The organism is Cohnella lupini (genome assembly GCF_003386205.1).
GTDB classification, from domain to species: Bacteria; Bacillota; Bacilli; order Paenibacillales; family Paenibacillaceae; genus Cohnella; species Cohnella lupini.
This window is the reverse complement of record NZ_QRDY01000001.1, coordinates 601,699-627,402: the sequence shown is the minus strand read 5'-3', so window position 1 is coordinate 627,402 and position 25,704 is coordinate 601,699. Positions and strand designations below refer to the sequence as shown.

General features: G+C 51.7%; 24 protein-coding genes. All 24 read right to left on the bottom strand.

Translation table 11 applies throughout. The features are described 5' to 3' along the window. Window positions 1-47: 47 nt before the first annotated feature. The 24 genes from pgsA to rpsO all read right to left on the bottom strand — a co-directional run bounded on the left by pgsA (window position 48) and on the right by rpsO (window position 25,647). Window positions 48-626, bottom strand: coding sequence for a CDP-diacylglycerol--glycerol-3-phosphate 3-phosphatidyltransferase (gene pgsA, locus DFP95_RS02950; protein WP_115991049.1), 579 nt, complete (start codon window positions 624-626; stop codon window positions 48-50). Beyond that, on the bottom strand, window positions 623-1,951 hold the full coding sequence (gene rimO / locus DFP95_RS02945; RefSeq protein WP_115991048.1) for a 30S ribosomal protein S12 methylthiotransferase RimO: 1,329 nt from the start codon (window positions 1,949-1,951) through the stop codon (window positions 623-625). The genes pgsA and rimO overlap by 4 nt, the downstream gene beginning before the upstream one ends. A gap of 84 nt (window positions 1,952-2,035) precedes the next feature. Further along, complete coding sequence (locus tag DFP95_RS02940) at window positions 2,036-2,527, bottom strand: YajQ family cyclic di-GMP-binding protein (protein ID WP_115991047.1); 492 nt, start codon at window positions 2,525-2,527, stop codon at window positions 2,036-2,038. A gap of 104 nt (window positions 2,528-2,631) precedes the next feature. Continuing rightward, a complete protein-coding gene (locus DFP95_RS02935; RefSeq protein ID WP_115991046.1) occupies window positions 2,632-3,480 on the bottom strand; it encodes a helix-turn-helix domain-containing protein in 849 nt (282 codons plus the stop codon). Window positions 3,481-3,521: 41 nt separating this feature from the next. Continuing rightward, window positions 3,522-4,292 (bottom strand): DUF3388 domain-containing protein, encoded by a 771-nt coding sequence (locus tag DFP95_RS02930; protein WP_115991045.1) that lies wholly within the window; start codon window positions 4,290-4,292, stop codon window positions 3,522-3,524. Window positions 4,293-4,504: 212 nt separating this feature from the next. Continuing rightward, window positions 4,505-4,759, bottom strand: a complete 255-nt coding sequence (locus DFP95_RS02925) for a DUF3243 domain-containing protein (protein WP_115991044.1) — start codon at window positions 4,757-4,759, stop codon at window positions 4,505-4,507. Between the two features lie 76 nt (window positions 4,760-4,835). Next, entirely contained in the window at window positions 4,836-5,570 is a 735-nt protein-coding gene (gene ymfI / locus DFP95_RS02920; protein WP_115991043.1) for an elongation factor P 5-aminopentanone reductase, read from the bottom strand. Next, a complete protein-coding gene (yfmH, locus tag DFP95_RS02915; RefSeq protein WP_115991042.1) occupies window positions 5,567-6,847 on the bottom strand; it encodes an EF-P 5-aminopentanol modification-associated protein YfmH in 1,281 nt (426 codons plus the stop codon). The genes ymfI and yfmH overlap by 4 nt, the downstream gene beginning before the upstream one ends. Window positions 6,848-6,850: 3 nt before the next feature. Then, a complete protein-coding gene (gene yfmF / locus DFP95_RS02910; protein WP_115991041.1) occupies window positions 6,851-8,131 on the bottom strand; it encodes an EF-P 5-aminopentanol modification-associated protein YfmF in 1,281 nt (426 codons plus the stop codon). Window positions 8,132-8,336: 205 nt separating this feature from the next. Then, window positions 8,337-9,116, bottom strand: a complete 780-nt coding sequence (gene sleB / locus DFP95_RS02905; protein ID WP_115991040.1) for a spore cortex-lytic enzyme — start codon at window positions 9,114-9,116, stop codon at window positions 8,337-8,339. Between the two features lie 165 nt (window positions 9,117-9,281). After that, entirely contained in the window at window positions 9,282-11,960 is a 2,679-nt protein-coding gene (locus DFP95_RS02900) for an FtsK/SpoIIIE family DNA translocase (protein WP_425453222.1), read from the bottom strand. A 63-nt stretch (window positions 11,961-12,023) separates the two neighbouring features. Then, a complete protein-coding gene (locus DFP95_RS02895) occupies window positions 12,024-12,284 on the bottom strand; it encodes a YlzJ-like family protein (protein ID WP_115991038.1) in 261 nt (86 codons plus the stop codon). After that, window positions 12,281-13,042 (bottom strand): ClpP family protease, encoded by a 762-nt coding sequence (locus DFP95_RS02890; RefSeq protein ID WP_115991037.1) that lies wholly within the window; start codon window positions 13,040-13,042, stop codon window positions 12,281-12,283. Before DFP95_RS02890 ends, DFP95_RS02895 begins: the two co-directional genes overlap by 4 nt. 156 nt (window positions 13,043-13,198) lie before the next feature. Next, window positions 13,199-14,878 (bottom strand): ribonuclease J, encoded by a 1,680-nt coding sequence (locus tag DFP95_RS02885; protein ID WP_115991036.1) that lies wholly within the window; start codon window positions 14,876-14,878, stop codon window positions 13,199-13,201. Window positions 14,879-15,186: 308 nt separating this feature from the next. Further along, entirely contained in the window at window positions 15,187-16,068 is an 882-nt protein-coding gene (dapA, locus tag DFP95_RS02880; RefSeq protein ID WP_115991035.1) for a 4-hydroxy-tetrahydrodipicolinate synthase, read from the bottom strand. A gap of 24 nt (window positions 16,069-16,092) precedes the next feature. After that, a complete protein-coding gene (dapG, locus tag DFP95_RS02875; RefSeq protein WP_115991034.1) occupies window positions 16,093-17,316 on the bottom strand; it encodes an aspartate kinase in 1,224 nt (407 codons plus the stop codon). Between the two features lie 76 nt (window positions 17,317-17,392). Next, entirely contained in the window at window positions 17,393-18,433 is a 1,041-nt protein-coding gene (locus DFP95_RS02870) for an aspartate-semialdehyde dehydrogenase (RefSeq protein WP_115991033.1), read from the bottom strand. 36 nt (window positions 18,434-18,469) lie between these two features. After that, window positions 18,470-19,066: a dipicolinate synthase subunit B gene (locus DFP95_RS02865; protein ID WP_115991032.1), complete on the bottom strand. Its 597-nt coding sequence runs from the start codon at window positions 19,064-19,066 to the stop codon at window positions 18,470-18,472. Beyond that, the gene (gene dpsA, locus DFP95_RS02860) at window positions 19,063-19,962 is read right to left on the bottom strand and encodes a dipicolinate synthase subunit DpsA (protein ID WP_115991350.1); all 900 of its coding nucleotides are present in this window, start codon (window positions 19,960-19,962) and stop codon (window positions 19,063-19,065) included. The genes DFP95_RS02865 and dpsA overlap by 4 nt, the downstream gene beginning before the upstream one ends. Window positions 19,963-20,146: 184 nt before the next feature. Further along, the gene (gene dut / locus DFP95_RS02855) at window positions 20,147-20,590 is read right to left on the bottom strand and encodes a dUTP diphosphatase (protein WP_115991031.1); all 444 of its coding nucleotides are present in this window, start codon (window positions 20,588-20,590) and stop codon (window positions 20,147-20,149) included. Beyond that, a complete protein-coding gene (locus DFP95_RS02850) occupies window positions 20,553-21,833 on the bottom strand; it encodes a M16 family metallopeptidase (protein WP_115991030.1) in 1,281 nt (426 codons plus the stop codon). Before DFP95_RS02850 ends, dut begins: the two co-directional genes overlap by 38 nt. Window positions 21,834-21,902: 69 nt before the next feature. After that, on the bottom strand, window positions 21,903-22,907 hold the full coding sequence (locus DFP95_RS02845) for a polysaccharide deacetylase family protein (RefSeq protein WP_115991029.1): 1,005 nt from the start codon (window positions 22,905-22,907) through the stop codon (window positions 21,903-21,905). Window positions 22,908-23,066: 159 nt separating this feature from the next. Next, window positions 23,067-25,169 carry a polyribonucleotide nucleotidyltransferase gene (gene pnp, locus DFP95_RS02840; protein ID WP_115991028.1) on the bottom strand — a complete coding sequence of 701 codons (2,103 nt, stop codon included), beginning with the start codon at window positions 25,167-25,169 and terminating at the stop codon, window positions 23,067-23,069. A 208-nt stretch (window positions 25,170-25,377) separates the two neighbouring features. Continuing rightward, window positions 25,378-25,647, bottom strand: coding sequence for a 30S ribosomal protein S15 (gene rpsO, locus DFP95_RS02835; RefSeq protein ID WP_115991027.1), 270 nt, complete (start codon window positions 25,645-25,647; stop codon window positions 25,378-25,380). Window positions 25,648-25,704 lie beyond the last annotated feature (57 nt).

Below are 25,704 nucleotides of genomic sequence, written 5' to 3'. Positions count from 1 at the left end.
CACCTCGTCGCGTTCGACGCTAAGCCATCCGGGAAGAAACGGGCGACTTAGGTCGAAACCGGAATTAAATCTTTGTTCTTCACGAAATAATCGATGCCCGAGTAAACCGTAATGAGCACGGCAGCCCAAACCACGACCAAATCGATTCGCAGATCGATGAAGTTGAAGGGGAAATTATTGAGCAACAACACGATGATCATCGTGATTTGAACAGCGGTTTTCCACTTGCCCCATTTGCTTGCAGCCAGTACCGACCCTTCTAGCAAAGCGATCTGCCTAAGACCCGTAACCGCCCATTCGCGGCTTATGATGACGATAGCTACCCAAGCGCCTAGCTTCTCCATCTGAACCAATGCAATCAGCACGGCCGCCATGAGCAGCTTGTCCGCGAGCGGATCCAACAGCTTGCCCAGGTTCGTCACGATTTTGCGCTTGCGAGCGATATAGCCATCCAATCCGTCCGTGCTAGCCGCAATAATGAATAGAAGGAGGGCAAACACCTGGTTGTAGGAAATGGAATAGCTTCCGATGTGAAGCGGCTCCATGTCGATATTGACCAACAGAAAAATCGTCACGATCGGTACAAGAAAAATTCTAGCAAGCGTGATCCGGTTGGCGAGGTTCACGCAATTCCCTCCCCTGACAAATCATACTCGTACGCATGCGTAATTCTAACCTTGCTTAATTCGCCGATTTGCACCGGACATTTCGAGATGAACACTTCGCCGTCGACTTCCGGCGCGTCGTATTGACTGCGGCCGATATAGACGTCGCTGCGACCGTCATATCGTTCGACCAGCACCTCGATCGTGCGTCCCACGTATTTCGCCGCATTATCCTTAGCCACCTGACGTTGGATTTCCATTAGCGTATTGGCGCGGAATTGCTTCACTTCGTCGGACAATTGATTCGGCAATCGATTCGCCGGAGTGTCTTCCTCTTGGGAATATGCAAAAACGCCAAGACGATCGAACTTCATTTCGCGGACGAATTCGCACAGCTTTTCGAAGTCTTCTTCCGTCTCGCCCGGAAAACCGACGATCATCGAGGTGCGAAGAGCCACCTCCGGAATGCGGGAACGGATTTTGCCGATCAGCTCTCGAACGTCGCGCTGACGTCCGGGCCTGCGCATTCTTTTGAGAATCGAATCCTCGCTGTGCTGCAACGGCATATCTATGTAATCGCAGATCTTCGGATTGCCGGCTATCGCTTCGATCAATTCGTCGGTAAAAAAACCGGGATACGCGTAGTGAAGCCGCACCCATGCGATTCCTTCGACTTCGCTCACACGATTAAGCAATTCGGGAAGCTTAAAGCCATCGTACAGGTCCGTCCCGTAATTCGTGGAATCTTGAGCGATAAGGCTAATTTCCCTAACGCCTTGCCCGGATAGCATCTTCACCTCGGTTAAGATGGACTCCATCGAGCGGCTCCGAAACTGCCCGCGCATGATCGGAATGCTGCAGAACGTACAAGCGTTGTCGCAGCCCTCGGCGATCTTCACGTATGCCGTATGGCGAGGAGTACTTAATAGCCTTGGCAAGTTTTCTTCATAGTTAAAGACGGGGTTACCCACGTAGACCGGCTTGCGTCCGCGAAGCGCCTCGTCGATAATTTCATTGATGCGATGAAAGTCGCCAGTACCGACGATTCCGTCGATTTCCGGCATCTCGTCCATCAGTTCCTTCTTGTACCTTTGGGTCAAACAGCCGGATACGATTAGCGCCTTCAACCGGGCCGTATCCTTCAGCTCGGCCAAATTCAGAATCGTATTGACCGACTCTTCCTTGGCGGCGTCTATGAATCCGCAAGTGTTGACGATAATGACAGTCGCATCCTCGGGCTTCTCGACCAGAGAAAAACCTCTTTGATGAATAAGCCCCGACATGATCTCGGAGTCGACTAAATTTTTCTCGCAGCCAAGCGTGACGACGCTGACTTTCTCAATCATCGATGACTTCCCCCAAACGTACGTCCGTTGTTATCCACAACAGTATAATCGAACCCCCTAAACGTGTCAAAAACTGCCCGACGTTTAGCGATAGTTAATAAATTGAAGTTCCAACGGGAGACCGGCGCCCCGCAATAGCGTCATTATGCTTTGAAGGTCGTCCTTGCTCTTCCCTGTTATGCGCAGCTGATCGCCTTGGATTTGGCTTTTCACTTTGATCTTGGAATCGCGGATCAGTATATTCATTTTCTTGGAGTTTTCTTGGTCGATTCCCTGCTTCATCTTAATGGTCTGGCGTACCGTTCCTCCGGAAGCCGGCTCTATCTTGCCGTATTCCATGTTCAAGATGGGCACTCCGCGCTTGGTGAGCTTGGACTGAAGAATGTCGACCACGCTTTTCAGCTTGAAATCGCTGTCCGAGGCGACGACCAATTGCTCTTCCTCCAAGGTGATATTGCTCTTGCTCCCTTTGAAATCAAAGCGCGTTTCGATCTCCTTAAGCGCCTGCTGGACCGCGTTATTCACTTCCTGCATATCCACCTTCGATACTACGTCGAACGAATACTCCGATGCCATTCCGATCCTCTTCCTTTCATGTATTACCCAATTATGCCCTTATTATAGCATGAGTGAACGTCCATATAAAAACAAAAAGCCTTCCGAAGAAGGCCGATCGCGACTTATTGCGGCGTTTCCGTCACGGGCGTGAAAATGTACTTGGTCGAGCCGGCTGCATTGCCGTCATCGAATGTAGCTTCATCGACGAAAAAGTCGACGTGATCCGTCCTACCGGTATTTACGTATAGCGGAGTCGTTAAATCGAAGAATAAGTTTTGCGGTTCCTCCGTGGTTGCCATGTAGATTGACTTACCAGATCTACCGTCTTCGCGCACCTCAAGCCATACTTCGCCCGTCAATTGCAACTTCAGCTTTTTGCCGGTTCCGGGAGTCACGTCGTAATAATTAATTCCGTTCTTCTTTTCCTTAAACGTAATCGTCACGGCGCCGACCGACGGAGTCGGTGTTGAGCTCGGGGAATTGGCAGGACTAGGGGAAGAGCTTACCGAAGGGCTGGGAGTAGAGGTTTCCGACGTAATCGGCGGATTCGAATTCAGCTCTTGGGTCGCGGGTTCCTTGTTGTTGCTCCAATAAATATAGATAACGATAACGATTAGAATAGGGAAAGCCCACATGAGCAAAGAAACGGCGACTTTACCCCAACGGTCGTTATGCTGGACGCTGCGACGGCTTGTCTTGATTCGAGGCTCCGCCATGACGGGCTCCGTCGAGGGACCTTGCGGCAGCTCCTTTTGATATAGACGCAAAACCTCCTCCGCGTCCAAACCAACCGTTTCCGCGTAGGTTTTCACGAAAGCCCGCACATAGAACGATCCGGGCAATACTTTGTATTCGCCCGTCTCGATGGCCTCCAGATATCTCTTGCGGATTTTCGTATATTCTTGAATATCTTCCAATGTATAACCGCGCTGCTCGCGCGCTTTGCGAAGCAGGGCGCCCAAATCGGACATGCCTTTCACCTCCCGATGTTCATGGTGTTGGCGGTATGTAGTTAGAAATCGTCGCTCAAGCCTGCGGTCGTGAAGTTTTCGTAAGAAATTTCCTCATCCGGCGTGTTGCGCAGTTCAACGATGCAATCGAATACGTCGTAATCGAATTGAGACTCCCGCACGAAAATATCGGGGTGCTCGATTACCTTCGTCGAAGGCATGGCCATGATTTCCTGCAGCAAGGAATAATGCTTCTCGTTCGAACGAATCGTGCTGACGATACCATCAATAATAAAGACGTTGTTAGGATTCATTTCTTCTTCGGATAACTGGCTTCTGACCGTTTGCCTCAGCAATGTGGAGGATACGAAAGCCCAGCGCTTATTCGAGCATACGCTTCCAGCAATGATCGATTCCGTCTTGCCGACGCGCGGCATGCCGCGAAGACCGATCGTTTGGTTGCCATCCCTCTTGAACAGTTCGCCTAAAAAATCGACGAGCAGTCCCAATTCGTCCCTCGTGAACCGGAAGGTCTTGCGGTCGTCCGAGTCGCGCTCGATATAACGTCCGTGCCTAACTGCCAGAATATCCGTCAAACGCGGAGGACGAAGCGTATTAATCGTGATGTTCTCGACTTTGCGAAGCATTTTCCCTAGCAACTCGATCTTCTCTTCATCGTCGGTTTGCAACAGCATCCCGCGCGTTCTGTCTTCGACGCCGTTGATCGTTAGAATGTTAACTTCTAGCATCCCAAGCAATGAAGCGATATCGCCAAGCAATCCCGGACGATTTTTGTGGATTTTGTACTCCATGTACCATTGTTTGGGTTCCATCTTGCACCTCATTCATATTACGGAAAATAATGCCTATATAATTATCATCGCCGCTTGAGCGATTTTCCGTTTTTCTCGGCTTTCTCTTTTATTCTACAACGCTCATCATTATCCTGCAAAATAAAACGGATTATTACTTCGAAAGACCTAGTTTTAATGACTCGATGGCAAGAAAGCCTCCAAATGGAGGCTTTCTTGCTTTATTCGCTAGCTTAGTCGTTATGGCCAGCCAATTTAACCATTAAGCGTGCCATCGTTTTGCGATCGGACTCGTCGCCAACATCCCACAGTTCTTTGAGCACGCGCTCCTCATTGTTCTTCGGATCGACTTTCTGATCCAGGAATTCGCCGATTTCGTACGCGAGCTTAGAGATGGCTTCTTCATTGATGCCAAGCTTTTTAGCCGCCTCTACACGGTCGCCCAAAAACTTCTTCCAGGTATCGAAATTACTGAGTACGGTTGACATGGAGCAGCCTCCTAACGATGTTTGGGGATAAAAGCTCATCGCTAATATGTCCGATTTCGTCCGCATGTATGCGGAGTTACATCTTCCAGCCGCCATTTAAACCGATCGTTTGCCCAGTAATATAGCCGGCTTCTTCGGAAACAAGAAACCGGACGAGCATAGCGACTTCGGTCGCTTGTCCCAATCTTCCGAGGGGAATTTCGCCGTACAGTCGTTCGCGGTCGCCGGAATCCAATGAAGTCAGCATGTCGGTCTCTATCGCTCCTGGGCTAACCGAATTTACCGTAATATAAGAGGATGCCATTTCCTTCGCCATCGACTTCGTAAAAGCATTCAGCCCGCCTTTGGACGCTGCGTACGCCGCTTCGCCGGATGCCCCGACCTCGCCCCAAATGCTGGAGAGGTGAACGAAACGTCCCCACCGCTTCCACCTCATCCGCGGACCGAACCATCGAGTCAAATAATACGCGCCTTTGAGGTTGACGTTCATCAAGTCGTCCCATATTTGTTCTTCCATGTCGTCCAACAATCCGTAATGCGCCATCCCTGCGCAATGAACGACGATATCCGGCTCCCAACCCAACTCGTCCAATCGCTGCTTCATGCCCAAGGTCGATTCTTTGGCGCGAAGATCCGCCTGCACCGCTACCGCTTGAACGCCGAAGCGCTTGCAATCGCTCAGTACGGCTTCGGCGGCTTCCCATGCCGAATAATATTGGATGGCGACATCGCGGCCATCCTGAGCCAATTGACGGGCAACCGCGGCGCCTATGCCGCGGGAGCCGCCCGTCACGAGGGCAACGCGCTTCACGCCTTGCCGCTCCGGACGATGGAGATCGCTCGGCGGTCCGGCTTCGCGTGCTCCCTCAACCTCTCGTTAATCTCCTCGAGAGTCAAGCTTTCGTATACTTCAACGAGCTTGAAGAGATCTCCGCCCTTATGGCGATAACGCGTAAATTCGCTCGCTATCGATTCTGGACTATTCATCATTCTTAAGAAAGCTCCGATTTTCTTCCGGCGCGTCCGCTCGAAGATGTCGGATGGAATCCCTTTGTCGGCGGCATCGTACAACGCTTGGCTTACTCTGGATACGAGTTCGTCCGGATCGCGGGTTTCGCCGCCGATAATCGAGAAGGAATAACCTGGCCCCGTATTGTACTCGTGGCCAAACCCGTCGGAAATTAAGTTATCGTCGTACAGTTGCTGATACAGGGCGGAGCTCGCGCCAAGCAGGGCTTCGAGCATCAGCTTGCTTGCGAGTTCCTTGCGGACGGCGTCCTTCTGTTCTCCTGGCTCTTCCTTGAAGCCGAACAGACACTTCGGCAAAGAGACCGGAAGCTCGAGCTCTCTTTTCTCGTTTTTAACCTGATCGGGCTCTTGTTCAAACAACCGCTTGATTTCCCCTCCGGGAGGGAATTTTTTATTCGCTTGATCTTTTTTAACGCGTTCCATCGTCTCTTGACGATCAATGCCACCGACGATAAAGAGCGTCATATTCGAAGGGTGGTAGAACGTGTTGTAGCAATCGTACAGCATTTCCTTCGTAATCGAACGAACGGACTCGGCCGTGCCCGCGATGTCGATATGAACGGGATGGTTCTGGTACATCGCTTCGATTAAACCGAAATAGACGCGCCAATCCGGGTTATCCCTATACATATCGATTTCCTGCACGATGATACCTTTCTCCTTCTCCACGTTCTCGTCCGTAAAATAAGGATTTTGCACGAAGTGCAGCAAAGTATCCAGATTAGCCTCGATTTCGTGCGTAGCGGTGAATAGGTACACCGTCCGATCGAAGCTCGTATAAGCGTTCGCGGAAGCGCCTTGATCGGCGAATTTGGAGAAAATATCGCCTTCCGGCTCCTCGAACATCTTATGCTCGAGAAAATGCGCGATACCGTCGGGCACTTTAATCGATTGCCCGCCCGGAGGAACAAAGTGATTGTCTATGGAACCGTAACGCGTCGTGAAAGTCGCGTAGGTTTTCGTGAAGCCCGGCTTCGGAAGAATAAACACTTCCAACCCGTTATCAAGCTTCTCGTGCCACAGCGTCTCCTGAAGCTTCGGATAAGGTTGAGTCGACATCGTTTAAGCTTCCTCCTTCCGGTCGCGCAAGAAGTAGATCGTATCCAATTCCACGCCTTGGGCGACGGCGGTCACCATTTCCGGCGTCACTGCTTGTATTTCGGCGATAAAGCTGTCTCCCGTTCTTTCCACCCCGGATAATACATTGCTGAAATCGAACGATATCCGTTCGAAAGCAGAGTCTTGCAGCTCCCGAAGCTGGTTCACGATCATCGCTTGCGTTTTCCGTAAATCTTCAATCGCGAACTCTCCCGCTTTCATCGCTTGGATCTGCTCTTTGATGATAACGACGGCACGCTCGTAGTTCGCGATCTCTACGCCCGATTGCAACGTCATTATCCCTTTATGTCCGTCGAGACGCGATGAAGCATAATAAGCTAAGCTGGCCTTTTCCCGGACGTTGATGAACAGCTTCGAATGCGGGAAACCGCCCAGCAGTCCGTTATAGACGAGTAAAGCGGCATATTGATCGCTGCCGTACGTCGCTCCGACTCTCAAGCCCATGTTCAGCTTGCCTTGACCAACCTCGAGCTTCTCGACTATCGTCTGAACCTCTCCGCGCGCCGATCTAAGCTTAGGGGGCGAATAAGACGACGGCTGTCCTTCGGGCAGCTTGAACGACTTGGAGACGAATGCCAGCACCTCGTCCAAGGAAGTATCGCCGGATACGTACAGGTCGAAAGACGCATCCTGCAGCCAACGGCGATATTCCTCGTATAGATTGCTTGCGTTCAACTGCGCTAGCTGCTCTTTCGTCCCAAGTGCCGGTAGGCGAAAGGGCTCATCCTTGCACATTTCCTCGATGCATCGCTCCGACGCGTAACGGATCTTATCGTTGATAATGGCATCGATTCGATTGCTGACCGTCGTTTTCTCGGCCTCAACGTATTTACCGCGGAAGCGATCGTCCTCGACGGCCGGCGCCGTAAGTACCTCGCCTAAAAAAGACAGTGCTTCTCCTAGCAGGGAGTCCGTTACGGATACGAACCGATCGTTAATGATATCCAGTCTGAATTGGACGATCTGGTTGTCGCCCCTCTTGTACAGATCGAATCCGAACCCGGCTCCGTACAAGTCATCTAGACGCTCGCGGAACGATATGGTTTCCGGATACGATTTCGTTCCCCGTCTTAGTACGAAGGGAGTCAGAGCGATAGGCGACACCCTGTCCTCCGATAATGGAACGCCCGCAAACAACGATATGGCGAACGTTTTGAACCGTTTGGTCGGCAACACGTGCACCCGCAGCCGTCCTTGAACTCCTCTTTGGAACTGTTCCGACATCTTCTCAAGCCCCTTTTAGCTAAAGTCGCTTCGCATGCGTCCATTGTGACATTTCAGCCCCATTCTAACCGATTGGACGAACAGGAAGCAAATATTGGGAATGCGAGGCTTGGTTGAAAATACGACAACCCACACGCGGCGCCCGAAGGCGCGGAATGTGGGCTTGTACGTTAGCTGCGGTTAGAACTTGGCATACCCAAAGTAGTTATCTGCAGAATATATGCTTACCGATCGTTTTATATTGCGGTCTTGACCAAATCCACTTCGAGGTTGCGGTTTCCGGATTGAAATAGTATAGGCAACCGTCGCTTGGATCCCAACCGCTAAGCGCGTCTTTAACCGCTTTTTTGGCTTTATCGTTCGGTTCTAGATTGATCTGTCCGTCTGCAACCGCCGTGAAAGCGCCAGGTTGATAGATCACGCCGGTCGGCGTGTTCGGAAATTGCGATGACTTAACTCTGTTTAGAATGACCGCGGCTACCGCGACTTGGCCCTCGTACGGCTCACCCCGAGATTCTCCGTAAACGGCGTTGGCCATAATCTTCAGCTCTTTCTCGGAAATACCCATGTTGTTGGAAGCTGGGAGCTTGCTCTCGCTTTCTTTCGGCTTAGCTCCGCTCGCCGGCGCCCCGCCGCCCGAGCCCTGAGGCAAATCCGCCGCCGTCGGCTTCCAGTTTTTCGTCGCGTTCCATAGCTTCAGCTTCGTTTTGGCGCCAACTACGCCATCGGACTTCATGCCGAACTTCCACTGGAACCAAGTGACAGCGCTTTTCGTGGTTGCTCCGAATTGTCCGTCCACTTTGCCGTTGTAGAACCCTAGCGCCTTCAACCGGCCTTGCAGCTCGTATATATCTTTTCCCGAAGAGCCTTGCTTGAGGATGGCGCTGCTGAAGGTTTCCTTGCTTTGCGTGGAATGCTGTATCGTATAAAGCCCAAGCAAGCCGAATACGACGCATACTGTTAAAATCACTAGACGATAACTCACTCAAGGTCACGCCTTTCTTGTTCTAAGTTGTGTCTTCGAACGTTAGTATGAGGTAGGCGAAAGCCTCTTATACCCATTTCTGTATCGTTTCTGTCCCCATGCGAAAAAAGCCCGGCATCTCTTTAGAGATGCCGGGCTCGATTCCAGCTAGCGATTATGCGTCGTTTAGGATGGAATCCGTTGCTGATACTGCTCCATCGTCATAAGCACTTCGCGGGGTTTACTGCCCTCGTAAGGACCGACGACTCCTTTGGCCTCCATGGAGTCGATCAGCCTTGCCGCGCGCGTATAACCGATCCTCATGCGCCTTTGAAGCAAGGAAACGGAAGCCTGCTTCGCTTCCAGAACGATATGTACAGCTTGATCGAAGAGATCGTCCAATATTTCCTCCGCTGCGTCGTTCCCCGTCTCGTCGATTTCCGGAACGAGATCCTCGATGTATTCCGCTTCCGCTTGTCCGCGGCAATAACCCACGACCGCTTCGACCTCTCCGTCGGACAGGAACGCGCCCTGAACGCGAATCGGCTTCGATGCACCCATTGGAAGGAACAGCATGTCTCCGCGTCCGAGCAACTTCTCGGCGCCGACCATATCCAGAATCGTTCGCGAGTCGACTTGCGAAGAAACGCCGAAAGCGATCCGGCTCGGAATATTGGCTTTGATAACGCCGGTTATAACGTCTACTGACGGTCTCTGCGTAGCGATGATCAGATGGATGCCGGAAGCTCTCGCCATCTGGGCTAGACGGCAAATCGCGTCCTCCACGTCTCCGGCGGCGACCATCATCAAGTCCGCGAGCTCGTCCACGATGACGACGATATAAGGCAAGACGGCGTCAGGGTTATTCCCGCTCAACATCAACGCATTGTACCCCTCGATGTTCCTCGTGGCGGATTTCGAAAATTTCTCGTACCTTTTCTCCATTTCCACCACGATTTTTTTCAAAGCCAGAGATGCCCGTCTCGGGTCGGTTACGACCGGAGCCAGCAAATGGGGAATGCCGTTGTAGACGTTAAGCTCGACCATCTTCGGATCGATCATCAGAAATTTAACCTCGTCCGGCTTCGCTTTGTACAGCAAGCTAGTGATAATGCCGTTGATACATACGGATTTCCCCGATCCCGTGGCGCCTGCTACGAGCAAATGCGGCATTCTCGCCAGGTTGCCGACGATCGGCTGTCCGGAAATATCTCTGCCGAAGGCAATCGTCAGCTTAGCCGCGGATTCCTGGAACGGTTGCGTCTCCAGTACCTCGCGAAGCGTAACGACGCTGACTTCGTTGTTCGGAACCTCGATTCCGATCGCCGCTTTACCGGGAATCGGAGCTTCCATCCGAATGTCCTTCGCCGCTAGAGCAAGCGCGATATCGTCCGTAAGGCTGACGATCCGGCTGACCTTGACTCCGACGTCCGGCTGGAGCTCGTATCTGGTTACGGCTGGCCCGCGAGCCACATCTAACACCTTGGCTCTTACGCCGAAGCTTTCCAACGTCGCTTCGAGCTTACGGGCTATGCTCATGTAATCCGCGGGATTGCCCGATTTGGCGCTTGATGACGGTTTGTCCAACAAGTTAACGCCCGGCAAACGGTAAGGCTTCTGAATTTTGCGAACCGGTTTTGGCGCGGCGGCGGCGATCGCTTCCGGACTTACTTCCAAATCCAGTTCGACTTGCTCGCCCACTTCCAAGTCCATGTCATCGGCAATTTCGGGTATATTCCCCGTTTGGGTGTCAGGCTGGTTCGTTAACGGTAGTTCCTGATGCTCAACGTTCTCGTCATCTAATTCATAATCGGGGTATCCCTGCGCCGTGAAGTCCGTAAACCTCGGAGCCGGTTGCTCCGTCTCCAATGCGATCGGAAGCTCGTCGTCCGATTCGTCCGGCTCGAAATCCGATCGGGGAACAGGAGCAGGACGACTGTTTCTTGAAGTTTGCGCCGGTGCCTGTCTTCCGGAATTTCCGGAGTTCGCGGAATAGGCGATCGGCTCCTCTTCGTCCCAATGCTCCTCTTGAGTCGCGTTGGACTCTCGCTCCGGCTTGCCATGAAACAACTGAAAGAATAAGGGAGTTCTCCTTGCGCGCGGAATAAGCGTCGGCTCGTCCGCGTCCATTCCGCCGTCATCTGGAAGCGTCGAGATATCGGCTTGCGCAACGGGCCGATTCCCTCTTCCCGCGCCTCGCACCGGGATGACTCTTGCCGAAAGCAACCGTCGTCCGGAAGAGAGTCTGGCCGCGAGCATAGGCATCACCCTGAGCAGGAACTTCCTGACGGAACGTCCGATTTCGACATAGGACCGATTGGTTACCAACATTACCGCGATAGCCATTTCAATAATCAGTACGAACTTAGCTCCATAGTATCCGAAGAGCCAATAGAGAACGGAATACTGCATGGCTCCTACGATTCCGCCGCCTACGTGCTGTATGCCCGTGTCAGGCGCAGGTGTTGCCTGCAGCATTTCCTTAAGCTGAACCATTGTCTGACTGACGATGGTCGAAGGAGTTAACGGTTCAGTGCTTCCGATGGCGCCAAGAGTATTATCGATTGCCGTCATCGTGCTCCATAGCGCCGCTATGAGGGAGATGAGTAAAAATCCGGATCTTCTTGCCGTCCAGCCTTTCGGCCATGTACGCTTAACCATCACGTATAAACCAACCCAAATAAATGCCAATGCGATCAAATAATAATGTTTACCTAGTAAAAAGCCGAATAGCTTGGAAAGTGATCGTCCGACGGCGGCTTCTCCGGAGATGGCGATAACGGAAATCGTTATCATCAGAATTCCGTAAACTTCGTATTTCAAGCTCGCTCCGAACGAGGCCCTTTTCTTTTTGCGCTTGGCCAAATTTGCCACCTCCCGGTTCAACATTATAACACAGTTGGCGGGAGGTTGGCAGACTAAGCCGGGTTACATTTCAAAGTCGGCGACATGCGTCGCGGCCGGTATACCCGGTGCGGGATAATAACAGATCGTACTCCCCGGAGAGTACTCCGACATCAGATAGCAATCCAATGGCGCGGATAGCAGTCTGACGATCTTTCCGATCCCCGGAGCTACCGGCGTTAATTGCATGGTTACGCCTTGCACCGCCACTTCCACGAACGGGCCAGGTTCGTTCTGAATCCCGTCCAACACTAACTCGAGCGGCATCGCCGTATATATCGTCATTCGTCGTTGGCCTCCTCGCTTCCGTCGTTCGTTCTGCGTTCCTTGATTCGACGGTTCAACTCTTTCAGCGCTTCCCCAAGACCGCCTACGGCGTCTATCAAACCGTGCTTAACCGCATCGCCCCCGATAACCGTCGTCCCGATATCCCTCGTCAATTCTCCTGTCTTGAACATAAGGTGTTTGAAGGTTTCATCCGTAATGCGGGAATGTCGGGTAACGAACCTCGTCACCCTCTCTTGCATTTTCTCTAAATATTCGAACGTTTGCGGTACGCCGATGACGAGTCCGTTCATCCGAATGGGATGAATGGTCATCGTTGCCGTTTCGGCGATAAGCGAATAATCCGCCGACACCGCTATGGGCACGCCGATGGAATGACCTCCCCCAAGAACGATCGTTACCGTAGGTTTCGTCAGGGAAGCGATCATCTCCGCGATCGCAAGTCCCGCTTCTACGTCGCCGCCTACCGTATTCAATACGATCAGAAGTCCTTCGACCTTGGCATTCTGTTCGGCAGCAACCAATTGGGGGATGACATGTTCGTATTTCGTCGTTTTATTTTGCGGAGGGAGCATAAGATGGCCTTCGATCTGACCGATGATGGTCAGACAAAAGATGTTGCTTTCCCCGGACGGAATGGAAGTTTGGCCTAATTGGACGATGGATTCCGTAATAACGGCCGTTTTGCGTCCATCCTCGGATGGCGCCGGGGCTGCTGGCTGTTCCGCCGTCTCCCCAGGTTTCGGTTTTCCGCTCATGTCTAAGCCTCCTACTGTATTCTTGGCTTGACATAGTATGGGCGTTCATCCTTACATTATCCTTAAACTTATTTTTGTTCCATGAAATATAATAAAAACCGCCCCCAGCCGCCGGAGCGGTGGGAAACGGTTTAAGTGAGTGTGGGGTTTATGTTTCTACACTTCCATGATGATCGGCAAGATCATCGGTCTTCTTCTCGTTTGTTCGTACAAGAAACGGCCGAGCGCGTCTTTGACGTTCGTCTTGAGAGACGCCCATTCGTTTACGTTCTCGTTCATCAGCTTATGCAAAGTGCTGGTTACGATGCGGTTGGCTTCTTCCAGCAAGCCTTCGGACTCGCGGACGTATACGAAACCGCGCGAAATAATGTCCGGACCCGACATAATCGTACCGTCTTGCTTGCTTAGCGTAACTACGACGACCAGGATTCCGTCTTGCGACAGAAGCTTGCGGTCGCGAAGCACGATATTACCGACATCGCCGACGCCCAAGCCGTCGATTAAGACGTTGCCTGCGGGAATTTTCCCTGCTTTGCGGGCGGTGCCGTTCTGGATTTCGACCGTGTCGCCGTTGTCCAGCAAGAAGATGTTTTCCTTCGGAATCCCTACGGCTTCGCCGAGCAATCCATGATGGCGTAACATCCGGTATTCTCCGTGAATCGGAATGAAATATTCCGGGCGCATCAGGTTAAGCATGAGCTTAAGCTCTTCTTGGCTTCCGTGACCGGATACGTGAACTCCGGATACCGAACCCGGACCGTAGATAACGCTAGCTCCTAAACGCATAAGTTCGTCTACCGTACGGCCGACGTACTTCTCGTTCCCCGGAATCGGCGTAGCCGCGATGATAACGGTATCACCTGGCAAAATGTCTACTTTACGGTGAGTGGAACGAGCCATTCGCGTAAGCGCGGACATCGGCTCTCCTTGACTGCCGGTAGAGAGAATGACGACGCGATCAGCTGGTAGCTTGTTCACTTCCTCGGGCTCGATCAGCATTCCTTCCGGGATAGTCAAATATCCGAGCTCGGATGCGATGCTTACGACATTAACCATGCTACGGCCGATTACGGTCATCTTGCGACGCGTTTCCGCGGCCGCGTTAATGACTTGTTGAATCCGATGCACATTGGAAGCGAAAGTAGCTACGACTACCCGTTGCTTAGCGCTCCGGAATAGCGATTCGAATTCTTTGCCGATGTTGCTCTCGGAAGGGGTATATCCCGCGCGTTCCGCATTCGTACTGTCCGATAAGAGCGCAAGCACTCCGCGGCTTCCGATTTCCGCCATCTTCTGCAGATCGGCGAATTGATCGTTGACCGGCGTATGGTCGAACTTGAAATCTCCCGTATGAACGACAAGGCCTTCCGGCGTCTCCAAGCATACTCCGACGGAATCCGGAATACTGTGGTTCGTACGGAAAAAGGTTGCCTTAATCGTACCTAACGTCAGCTCGGATTGCTCGTTGATCAAGTGGCGCTTCGTATCCCCAAGCAAACCGGCTTCCTTCAGCTTGTTTTCCACCAAGCCTAGCGTTAGCTTCGTTCCGTAGATCGGAACGTTAAGCTGCTTCAGGACGTAAGGTAATCCACCGATGTGATCCTCATGTCCATGGGTAAGTAGAATAGCGCGCACTTTATCGCGATTTTCCATTAAATAGGTAATATCCGGGATGACGACGTCGATTCCGAGCATCTCTTCTTCCGGGAATTTCAATCCAGCATCTACGACCACGATGTCGTTACCATACTGAATGCAATACATGTTTTTGCCGATTTCGCCAACGCCACCGAGCGCGAAAATCAGTAATTTGTCTTGGTTGTTTTTCTTTGACACTCCTAGTACCTCCTAGATCCATTCGACGCACCCGATCGATATGAAATTTTCAATTTGCTAAAATATTAGCCGCACCCAATCACTCTCAACCATTATACATGAAGCAATTCAGGAATTACAAGATCGACGATATTATCTTTCCCTGTCAAATAAAACGGATTCGCCAACTCGTAGGACGGCGTTATACGTATGTATCGAACGATCAGATGAACATAAGTTCATGCACTTCTGCTTATCTGATCGTGCAAAAAACCGATGCCCTTCGCGGCATCGGTTCTCGCAATGACGACGGAGCGACCAACGCACTTTTACCTTTTTTCGATCAACTTTTGCAAGAAAGCCGCTTCCCCGTCTTCCACGGGCACTAACGGCAAACGGACGCCACCGACGGGCATGCCTACCAAAGACAGGGCATACTTCACCGCGACCGGATTCGGAACCGGGTTCGGGCAATTAAACAGCCCGTTGAAAAACGGATAACATTCCTCGTTGATTTCCTTAGCATCGTTAACCCGGCCTTCGAGATATGCTTGGATCATACTCTTCATCTTGGCGCCGATCAGGTGGCTCGCTACGCTGATAATTCCGAAACCGCCGACGGAAAGGGTAGGTAACGTGACCGCGTCGTCTCCGCTGTAGACAACGAAGCCTTCCGGTGCTCCGCTTACGATTTCAATCATCTGGCTAAGAGAAGCGCACTCCTTCGTCGCCACGATATTCGGAATTTGCGCTAAGCGCAAGGTCGTTTCGGTAGATATGCTAACAATAGTCCGGGAAGGAACATTGTACAAGATAACCGGCAGCGATGTAGCTTCTGCAATTACGCGGAAATGCTGGTAAATCCCTTCTTGGGAAGGCTTGTTATAATAAGGGGCTACTAGCAGTATGCCGTCGACACCCGCTTCCTCGGCTTTACGCGTCAATTGAATAGAATGCGCGGTTTCGTTGCTCCCCGTCCCGGCGATAATCTTGCAACGCCCTGCGGCGTGCTTGGCCGCGAACCGGAATAGTTCCACCTTTTCCTCGTCCGACAAAGTCGGCGATTCTCCGGTTGTACCCGAAACGACCAAGCTGTCGGATTTCTGCTCGTCGATCAAATAATCGATCAACCGCGCCGTCGCTTCCCAGTCGATATTTAGATTTTCGTCAAAAGGAGTTACCATAGCTGTAATCAAACGACCGAAACTCATCTCAAATATCCTCCTCTATAGTCCTCAGTTCGGAGTAAGATGCAATCCGAACGCCGTATGCAAAGCTTGCAGAGCTTCAGCCAAATCCTCTTCGGATAAGAGCACCCAAATGGTAGTATTCGAGTCCGCGGACTGCAAAATCGGAATACCCGAGTTCGTCAACGCTTCCACGATTACGGCCATAACTCCAGGCTCTCCGTTCATGCCGCCGCCGATGACGGACACTTTAGCGCATCCTCTGCGGACGTTCGGCTCGAAACCTAACCCTTGAAGCAATTCCATAGCCAGTGAAGTGTCGGTTTCCGACACCGTATATACTACGCCGGAAGGCATTACGTTAATAAAGTCGACGCTTATGCCGTGCGTGGCCATCGCCCGGAAAACCCGCAATTGAACATCGGACGGGCCATTGTTGTTCGTCACGCCTAATTGGGTTACTCCTCTTACATGGGCAAGGCCTGTAACGGTCTTGTCAAACCAGATTCCTTGACTGCGAAGAGCGTGAGCGTTCGTCACCAGCGTACCTTCACCCTCGGAGAAGGTAGAGCGAACGCGAACGGGAATCGAGGCTTTCATCGCGATCTCGACGGCTCGCGGATGAATGACCTTTGCCCCGTTTTGCGCCATATTGCATATTTCTTCGTAGCTAACGGTTGATAATGGGCGAGCATCGCTTACCCAACGCGGATCCGCCGTTAAAATTCCGTCGACGTCCGTATAAATATCGACAATATCCGCGTTCAATGCAGCACCTAAAGCGGTAGCGGAAGTATCGCTGCCCCCTCTTCCGAGCGTCGTCATTTCTCCATCGGGAGTCATCCCTTGAAACCCCGTAACGATTACGACGAAACCATCCGAAATCAGCTTATGAATCCGCTCCGTCTTGATTTCCGTGATCCTGGCGGAACCGAATCGATTATCCGTTATGATGCCTGCCTGTCCTCCCGTCAATACAACGGAAGGGATACCCTCTGCTTGAAGAATGCTGCACAGCAGGGTAGCCGATATTAATTCGCCGCAAGAAAGCAACAAGTCCTTCTCCCGTGCCGGCAACGCGTTGCCGTTCGTGCGGATTAACTCCAACAGCGAATCCGTGGCATACGGCTCTCCGCTTCTTCCCATGGCCGAGACCACGACGACTAGCCGGCTCCCGGCTTCATTTTCTCGAACAATATGACGGAGGACGTGGCGCCGACTATTCTCGTCGGACAGCGACGTCCCTCCGAATTTCTGTACGATCAGGTCCATCTCGTTTTCCTCCGCTCTTGGTAGTATTGAAAGTCGAGGGGATAGAAAAAGATAGGAAATCTGCGGCAAAGAATGATTATCGTTGCGGAATCGCGATATATTCCGCGATCTGAACCGCGTTCCATGCCGCGCCTTTCAGCAAGTTATCCGATACGATCCACATATTCAAGGCGCGAGGGTTCGATAGATCGCGGCGTACGCGTCCAACGAATACTTCGTTCTTGCCCGCGGCATCGGTTGCAAGCGGATATTGCTGGCCAGACGGATCGTCTACGAGCACGAGGCCCGGAGAATCGGATAGCAAGCTCTTGATTTCTTCAACGTCGAAGTCGTTCTTCAGTTCGACATAGACGGATTCGGAGTGACCGTATACGACCGGTACGCGTACGCAAGTCGCCGTCACTTCAAGCGTTTCATCGTCCATGATTTTCTTCGTTTCGCGAATCATCTTCATCTCTTCCAGAGTAAACCCGTTGTCCTGGAATTTATCGATTTGCGGAATGACGTTAAACGCGATTTGATGCTTGACGGGCAGTGAAGATACGGGAAGGATAGCCGGATTGGAATCGTTGCCCGCGAGCACTTCGCCCGATTGCCTCAACATTTCGGTTACCGCCGAAGCTCCTGCTCCGGATACGGCTTGGTAAGTCGAAACGATGATGCGCGAGATGCCGTAACGGTCGTAAAGAGGCTTCAAAGCCGCTACCATTTGGATCGTGGAGCAGTTAGGATTAGCGATGATGCCTTTGTGCTCGCTTATTTTATCGATGTTGACTTCCGGTACGACAAGTGGCGTCTCCGGATCCATGCGATATGCGTTCGTATTATCTATACATACGGCGCCATGCTCGACCGCATGAGGAATAAGTGCTTTACTAACATCGCCGCCAGCGCTGAATAGGGCGATATCTACCCCGCGAAAGCTCTCCGGAGTAGCTTCTTCGACCGTAACGGGTTTCCCTTTAAAAGTAACGACGGAGCCCGCCGAACGAGCGGAAGAAAGCAGCTTCAAGCTGGCGATCGGGAAGTTGCGTTCTTCGAGCAGTCTGCGGATTTGTTCCCCAACGGCGCCGGTCGCTCCCACGACGGCGACGTTAAACAACTGTTGTGTCGACATTTGGTATATTCTCCCCTCGGATGTAGCAAGTATATCTCAAGCGTGTATGACACGCTCAATGAGCAAAGGTTGTAACTGTTTTCCTTGCATCGCGGCTTCGCAGGTTTCCATTACGAGATCCATTCTAGCAACTAGCGAATTCGGCTTGGCGATCGGATTATCCTGGCCGAAAGGCACGAAGTAAATGTTCTTCATAATAAGAAGCTTGGCGATGTTCGCGGCGTTAAGGCCTAATCCGTCGTTAGTGGAGATGGCAAGGACGAGAGGACGTTGGTTACGCATCTGGGCTTTCGCCGCCATCAGCACCGGACCGTCCGTCATAGCGTTCGCGAGTTTGCTTGTCGTATTGCCGGTACAAGGCGCGATGGCCAGCACATCCAATAGCTTGGAGGGGCCGAGCGGCTCCGCGTCTACGATAGAAGATATGATTTTATTGCCGGTTATATCTAACAAAGATTTCTGCCAATGGTCCGAAGTCCCGAATCTCGTATCCGTGCTCATGATCGTTGCCGATACGATAGGTACAACGTTGGCTCCCGCATCCACGAAACGCTGGATTTGCGGCATGATTTCCTCTAACGTGCAGTGAGATCCGGATAAGGCATACCCGACGGTAATTCCCTGCCAATTCATGGTTTATTCCCCCGTAATCGGTTGTCTTCCAGAATAATCTGGGTGAGACTGTTCGCGATGATTCGACCGGCAGTTTTCGGAGCCACGATTCCGGGTAAACCGGGAGCGAGCAGCGCCTTGATTCCTCGCTTCTCGGCGAAGCGGAAATCGGTGCCGCCGGGCTTGGAAGCCAGGTCGATAATACATGCGCGCAGGGGAAGTTGAGCGATCACTTGTGCTGTGACTATCATAGTCGGAATTGTGTTAAAAATCAAGTCGATATTCCCCGCCTGACGCGCTAATTCAGGCATATAGAACGGCTCGAAACCCATCTCGAAAGCACGTGCGTACGCTTCGTCCCGACGTACCCCCACTTTAACATTGGCTCCGATCGCTTGCAGCGTTCTTGCCATCGTGAAGCCTGTTCTTCCAAGTCCGAGAACGATGCAGTTTGAACCGTGAATCGTTATATCGGTATTCTGAATAGCCATCATCAGTGCGCCTTCCGCGGTCGGAATGGAGTTATAAATGGCTACGTCGTCCCGTTCGAACAACTCGATCAATTCGAGGTGGTATTTATCGCACTGCTTCTTTAAATACGGCTTCGCCATACCCGTGATGACCTTGCAAGTTTTCGGAATCGCCGCTAAATGAGCATCCGTGAGCCTTAGTTCCTGATCCGTGAAGAGAGTCGAGATAACCCCTTCCTCATCCGTACCGACCGCAGGCAATATCAATACGTCTACCTGCTTTAAGATATCCGGCAACCACTCCGCTTTAACGACGCCGCTAAAAGGAGTTTCCAGCCTATCGAAACCCACTATCGTAACCGCGGCGTCCAATTCCGTTAACCGTCGAATCACTTCCAACTGACGAGCGTCTCCACCCGCGAGAACGATCTGAATTCCCGTAAGTATCGTAGCCCCCTCCTCTCGGCAATCATGCATAGCACATCTTATGCTTACGCCCAGTCCGGGGTGCCGACCTTTCCCGATCTCGCCTCCTTAAGCGCATCGCCTTTAGTGCCCATAACAGAAACAACCTAACCCGGCGCAAGGCCCAGTTAGGTTGTTTCTGTTATTCTCTATCGCTCTCATGCGCTTATTTGCCGGTGTGGCCGAAGCCGCCTTCGCCCCTGGACGTCTCTGTCAACTCCGACACTTCTTCGAGAATGACCTGCGGCACGCGTTGGAAGACCATCTGCGCCACTCTCTCTCCGCGTTCGATCGTAAACGGTTCTTGACCCAGGTTAATAAGTAGCACTTTCACTTCGCCGCGATAATCCGCGTCGATCGTTCCGGGCGTATTCAAGCACGTTATGCCATGCTTGTATGCCAAGCCGCTTCTCGGCCTGATTTGTGCTTCTAATTCCCTAGGCATCGCCATCGCGAAGCCGGTCGGTATTAACGCTCTTTCTCCCGGAGCGAGTAAGAGCGGCTCCGCTACCGCTGCGTGCAGATCAAACCCCGCAGCCCATTCCGACATCTGCCGGGGCAAAGCAACGTCTTCATTCCCCGGCAACCTCTTCAACTGAATTGGATACAATGAATTCCCTCCCGATTCCCGACAGCACTTTCTCATTAGCGCCAACAAGCGCAACAGCGCAAGGTTGCGCCATCATCGTTTCCATGATTTCGTTCAAGTCGGATAATTGAACTTGATCGATTCTTTCCAGCATCTCGTCTAACGTATAATGTCGTCCGAGCATCAACTCGTTCTTCCCGAGACGATTCATTCGGCTGCTCGTGCTTTCTAGGCTCAGTATCAAGTTTCCTTTCAACTGTTCCTTGCCGCGCGACAATTCGGCCTCGTTCAACCCCGAAGAGGCAATATCATTGAGCAACTCCATGGTGATATCGTAGACGTCTTTTGTTTGCTTGGGCGCCGTTCCCGCATATACGGTGAACAAACCGCTATCGGCATAAGACGTATGGTAAGAATAGACCGAATAAGCAAGCCCGCGTTTTTCCCGGATCTCTTGGAATAATCGGGAGCTCATCCCACCGCCGATCGTATTGTTCAGCAAAATCATCGCATATAAATTCGGGGCTTGGATCGAACTTCCCGGAAAAGTCAGGCAAAGATGGTTCTGCTCCGTTTTCTTGCGATGGAACAACGCCCTCGAGTGAAACTTCGGCGCTTCTAATGCCTTATCGGATCCCTTGACGTCGAACCTTCCGAAATGCTGCTCCAACAGCTCCAACACTTCTTCCCCGATATTGCCCGCCACGCTGATAACGGTATCGTCTATGCGGTACCGCTCACTCATGTATTGCCGCAAATGATCCGGTCCCATGGCATTTAACCGTTCGGCCGTTCCGAGTATGGAATACGCCAGCGGATGGTCAAGGTAAGCCGCACGCGAAGCAAGATCGTGCACGGTGTCGTCCGGAGTATCTTCGTACATGGATATCTCTTCGAGGATGACGTTTTTCTCTTTCGCAAGCTCCGCGTCCGCCATCTGGGACTCGAAAAACATATCCGACAAAATATCAACGGCGATCGGCAAATGCAAATCCAACACCTTGGCGTAATAGCAGGTATATTCTTTGGACGTAAAGGCGTTTACGTTGCCGCCGATTCCGTCGAAGCGGTCTGCGATATCTTTAGCGCTATGGCGTTTCGTTCCTTTAAACAACATATGTTCAATGAAGTGAGAGATCCCGTTGTTATCTAAATCTTCATAGCGGGAACCGGTTTTCACCCAGATACCGAACGATACCGACCGACAGGTCGGAATGGATTCGATCATCACGCGCAATCCGTTCTTAAGTACGTATTTGTTCATCCGATTTCCCCCTTTTTTCGCTGAATACCTAACGAACAGTGATACAACTATATCAAATTACGACATCTGTCACAACCGAGCGTCTACCCGTTCGGGAGACAGCGTTTCCGATACCGTTCCCAGTACGTAGCCCTTCGCTCTAACGACCTTGATCATCCCTCTTAACGCCCCCAAGGACGAGGAAGTCGGGTGCATCAGAATTAACGTTCCGGGCCCTGCTTTGTTCGCGACTTTGGCGACGACGGTCGATGGATCGGGCTTCATCCAGTCAATCGTATCCAGAGTCCACAAGACCGTCTTTAGTCCGAACTCCGAAGCGACTTTGACCGTATTCGAATTGTAATAGCCGGAAGGCGGCGCGAACCATACGTTCTTCACGCCTAAATTTTTCAAAAGCGCCTCTGTTTTGCCGATTTCCTCGCGCTGCCTGGCCTCGCCCAGCTTGCTCATATCCGGATGGGTATACGCGTGGTTGGACGCTTCGTGCCCTTGAGCGATAATGCTTTTCGCGGTATCCGCGTGCTTGGATAGCCATGTTCCGTCGAAAAAGAAGGTCGCTTTGACCCCTGTTTCTTTCAGAATATCGAGCATCGGCAACAAATACTCGTCTCCCCATGCCACGTTGATCATGAAAGCGACCATAGGCTTGGCGGAATTTCCCCGGTATATCGGCTGCAGCGGTAAATCGTTCAGCCCGATCGCAGGCTTTACCGTACGGTATACCCAAGGAATCGACCGTTCTCCCAATGGCGCTGAGCTCAGCTGCTTCGCTCTTGCATAAGTGGCTCGGATATCGACGGTACGCCCGTCATACCCCGGTATAGCTTTCCAAACCCTGTCGATCACGGCATTGATCGCAGGCCTCTCCTGTTTAACCGCTTCCGATTTAATCCATTTCATCAATTCGTCTTCGGCTTGACCGTCTACGAACGCGATCGCGGATACGCTTTGCGGTTGAACCGATTTAACGGACTGCACGAACGGTTGCAGCGGCCCGTATGTACCCGCAAGCAAAACGGCGGACATGCACAATATTATCGCCAAGAGCATTCCCGCGGTTTTCTTGGATTTCATTTCCGCTCACCTCCGCCTGTCCGATTCCCTGCATCATCCTATGCCTGGATATCGGCCTTTATGAGTGAGCTTGCCTATGATCGGGGGGAATTATGCAAAACAAAAAGAGACCTGCATGACGGAGTCTCTTTTGTCAATCTTATGCGGTTATAATCCTCTTTATACGGAGGACGTTTGTTCAGGGCTAAGCAAAACTTTGCGGGATAAGTTAATGCGACCCATGTTATCGATCTCGGTAACCTTCACTTCGATCTGATCTCCGATATTGACGACGTCCTCGACTTTAGCTACCCGTTCGTTGGACAGTTGGCTAATGTGGATGAGCCCGTCTTTATTCGGGAGAATCTCTACGAAGCAACCGAATTTCTCGATTCTTTTGACCGTTCCCATGTACACTTCGCCGATAACGACTTCCTTGACGATGCCTTCGATAATTCCGCGGGCGCGTTGGTTGGCCGCTTCGTCCGTCGATGCGATATATACGGTTCCGTCTTGTTCGATATCGATTTTAACGCCGGTTTCTTCGATGATTTTGTTGATGATTTTACCGCCCGAACCGATGACGTCCCTGATTTTATCCGGATTGATTTTAAGGGAAATAATCTTGGGAGCGTATTTGCTCAATTGCTTGCGCGGCTCCTGGATGGTTTCCATCATCTTGCCCAAGATGTACAACCGTCCCTCTTTGGCTTGTTCCAAGGCATCTCCAAGGATCTGGCGGTCGATTCCGTCGATCTTGATGTCCATTTGAATGGCGGTGATACCCGCAGCCGTTCCTGCTACTTTGAAATCCATGTCGCCCAGATGGTCTTCCATACCTTGAATATCCGTTAGGATCGAAGTATGGTCTCCATCCTTAATTAATCCCATGGCTACGCCGGCTACCGGCGCTTTAATCGGAACGCCCGCATCCATCATCGCGAGAGTGCTCGCGCAAATACTTGCTTGCGATGTAGAGCCGTTGGATTCAAGAACCTCGGACACTAAGCGAATCGTGTATGGAAAATCAACTTCGGAAGGCAATACTTTCAGTAACGCGCGCTCGCCCAATGCTCCATGACCGATTTCGCGACGACCTGGCGGACGCAACGGACGCGCTTCGCCGACCGAAAACGGAGGGAAGTTGTAATGGTGCATGAACCTTTTGGATTCTTGAGTGCCGATGCCGTCCAAGATTTGAACTTCGCCCAGCGGTCCAAGCGTACAAATGCTAAGGGCTTGAGTCTGACCGCGGGTAAACAATCCGGAACCGTGCGTGCGTGGAAGAATGGACGTATCGCTGGAAATCGGACGAATTTCGGCCAAGCCGCGTCCGTCGGGACGCACTTTATCATGCGTGATCAACCGTCGAACTTCATTCTTGACGATATCGTACAGAACTTCCTTAACGTCTTTAAGCTTGCTAGGCGTTTCGGCGTAAAGATTGCCGAAGTGCTCAACCGTTTCACCGTTGATAGCATCGATAGCTTCTTGACGTGCATGCTTCTCGGAGATGCTGACGGCTTGTACCAACCGCGCTTTGGCGAAAGCTTGAACTTCCGCTTCCACGGTCGCGTCCACGCTATGCAGCTTAACGGCCATCTTCGGTTGTCCTGCCGAGGCAACCAATTGATCGATAGTATCTACGATTTTCTTGATTTCTTCGTGACCGAACATGATCGCTTCGAGCATATCCGCTTCGGAAACCTCGTTGGCTTCCGCCTCGACCATCATAATCGCATCGCGAGTACCCGCGACGACGACGAACATATCCGTGATTTCTTCTTGCGCCTGGGTCGGGTTAACGATGAATTTACCGTCGATGCGTCCGACGATGACTCCTCCGATCGGCCCGTTAAACGGTACGTTCGAGATCGCCAGCGCGGCTGAAGTTCCGATCATCGCCGCGATTTCGGGCGTGCAATCTTGATCCACGCTTAGAACCAAATTCACGATTTGTACGTCGTTACGGAATCCTTCCGAGAAAAGCGGACGAATCGGACGATCCGTCAGACGGCTGGACAAAATCGCCTTCTCGCTTGGACGCCCTTCCCGCTTGATGAATCCTCCGGGAATTTTCCCTACCGCATATAACCGCTCTTCATAGTTAACGGTCAACGGAAAAAAATCAAGATCCTTCGGTTCGTTAGAAGCCGTTACGGTGGACAATACCACGGTATCGCCATAACGAACGACGACGGCGCCATTCGCTTGTTTAGCCAATCGTCCTGTTTCGAGCGCGAACGAACGACCGCCAAGCTGCATTTCTACGCGATGTTCCAAACAGATTCCCTCCTTTAATTAACTTTATGTATTTTCGACGCTATTCCCATTATTTCCTGCTAGACGATAGCTTAGGCATCGCGTTTCGGAAACGTATCCCTAATAGAGAAAGTTCAAACTACCTCATATATGGGAAAAAGCAACCTGTGCCGGCAAGGGGCGTTGAGCCCCATTCGACGTGGCCAGGTTGCTTTCGTGCGGATACAAATTAACGGCGAAGTCCCAATTTTGCAATCAGGGCAGTATACCGGCTAACTTCTTTGTTCTTCAGGTATGCCAGCAACTTACGACGTTGACCAACCATCTTGAGCAAACCGCGGCGGGAGTGATGATCTTTCTTGTGCTCCCTAAAGTGATTCGTCAGATTGTTGATGTTCTGCGTAAGGATAGCGATTTGGACTTCCGGGGATCCGGTGTCCGTTGCATGCGTCTTATGCTCTTCGATCAATTCTTGTTTGCGTTCTTGTGTCAATGCCATCCTTGTTCACCTCCTTCATAGAATCGCCGTTAGCCAAGCAGGCGCCGGTGAGAACGC

What these genes read in the sequence shown, in the direction of transcription:
- rpsO (WP_115991027.1), bottom strand. Translation starts at nt 25,647, where the DNA reads ATGGCATTGACACAAGAACGCAAACAAGAATTGATCGAAGAGCATAAG.
- DFP95_RS02930 (WP_115991045.1), bottom strand. Translation starts at nt 4,292, where the DNA reads ATGGAACCCAAACAATGGTACATGGAGTACAAAATCCACAAAAATCGT.
- dapG (WP_115991034.1), bottom strand. Translation starts at nt 17,316, where the DNA reads ATGGACCTGATCGTACAGAAATTCGGAGGGACGTCGCTGTCCGACGAG.
- DFP95_RS02850 (WP_115991030.1), bottom strand. Translation starts at nt 21,833, where the DNA reads ATGAACAAATACGTACTTAAGAACGGATTGCGCGTGATGATCGAATCC.
- dapA (WP_115991035.1), bottom strand. Translation starts at nt 16,068, where the DNA reads ATGAGTTTCGGTCGTTTGATTACAGCTATGGTAACTCCTTTTGACGAA.
- DFP95_RS02870 (WP_115991033.1), bottom strand. Translation starts at nt 18,433, where the DNA reads ATGTCGACACAACAGTTGTTTAACGTCGCCGTCGTGGGAGCGACCGGC.
- DFP95_RS02845 (WP_115991029.1), bottom strand. Translation starts at nt 22,907, where the DNA reads ATGAAATCCAAGAAAACCGCGGGAATGCTCTTGGCGATAATATTGTGC.
- DFP95_RS02865 (WP_115991032.1), bottom strand. Translation starts at nt 19,066, where the DNA reads ATGAATTGGCAGGGAATTACCGTCGGGTATGCCTTATCCGGATCTCAC.
- yfmF (WP_115991041.1), bottom strand. Translation starts at nt 8,131, where the DNA reads ATGTCGGAACAGTTCCAAAGAGGAGTTCAAGGACGGCTGCGGGTGCAC.
- DFP95_RS02895 (WP_115991038.1), bottom strand. Translation starts at nt 12,284, where the DNA reads ATGACGATATATACGGCGATGCCGCTCGAGTTAGTGTTGGACGGGATT.
- DFP95_RS02935 (WP_115991046.1), bottom strand. Translation starts at nt 3,480, where the DNA reads ATGTCCGATTTGGGCGCCCTGCTTCGCAAAGCGCGCGAGCAGCGCGGT.
- DFP95_RS02890 (WP_115991037.1), bottom strand. Translation starts at nt 13,042, where the DNA reads ATGAGCGGAAAACCGAAACCTGGGGAGACGGCGGAACAGCCAGCAGCC.
- DFP95_RS02925 (WP_115991044.1), bottom strand. Translation starts at nt 4,759, where the DNA reads ATGTCAACCGTACTCAGTAATTTCGATACCTGGAAGAAGTTTTTGGGC.
- DFP95_RS02940 (WP_115991047.1), bottom strand. Translation starts at nt 2,527, where the DNA reads ATGGCATCGGAGTATTCGTTCGACGTAGTATCGAAGGTGGATATGCAG.
- yfmH (WP_115991042.1), bottom strand. Translation starts at nt 6,847, where the DNA reads ATGTCGACTCAACCTTATCCGAAGCTTCAGGAGACGCTGTGGCACGAG.
- rimO (WP_115991048.1), bottom strand. Translation starts at nt 1,951, where the DNA reads ATGATTGAGAAAGTCAGCGTCGTCACGCTTGGCTGCGAGAAAAATTTA.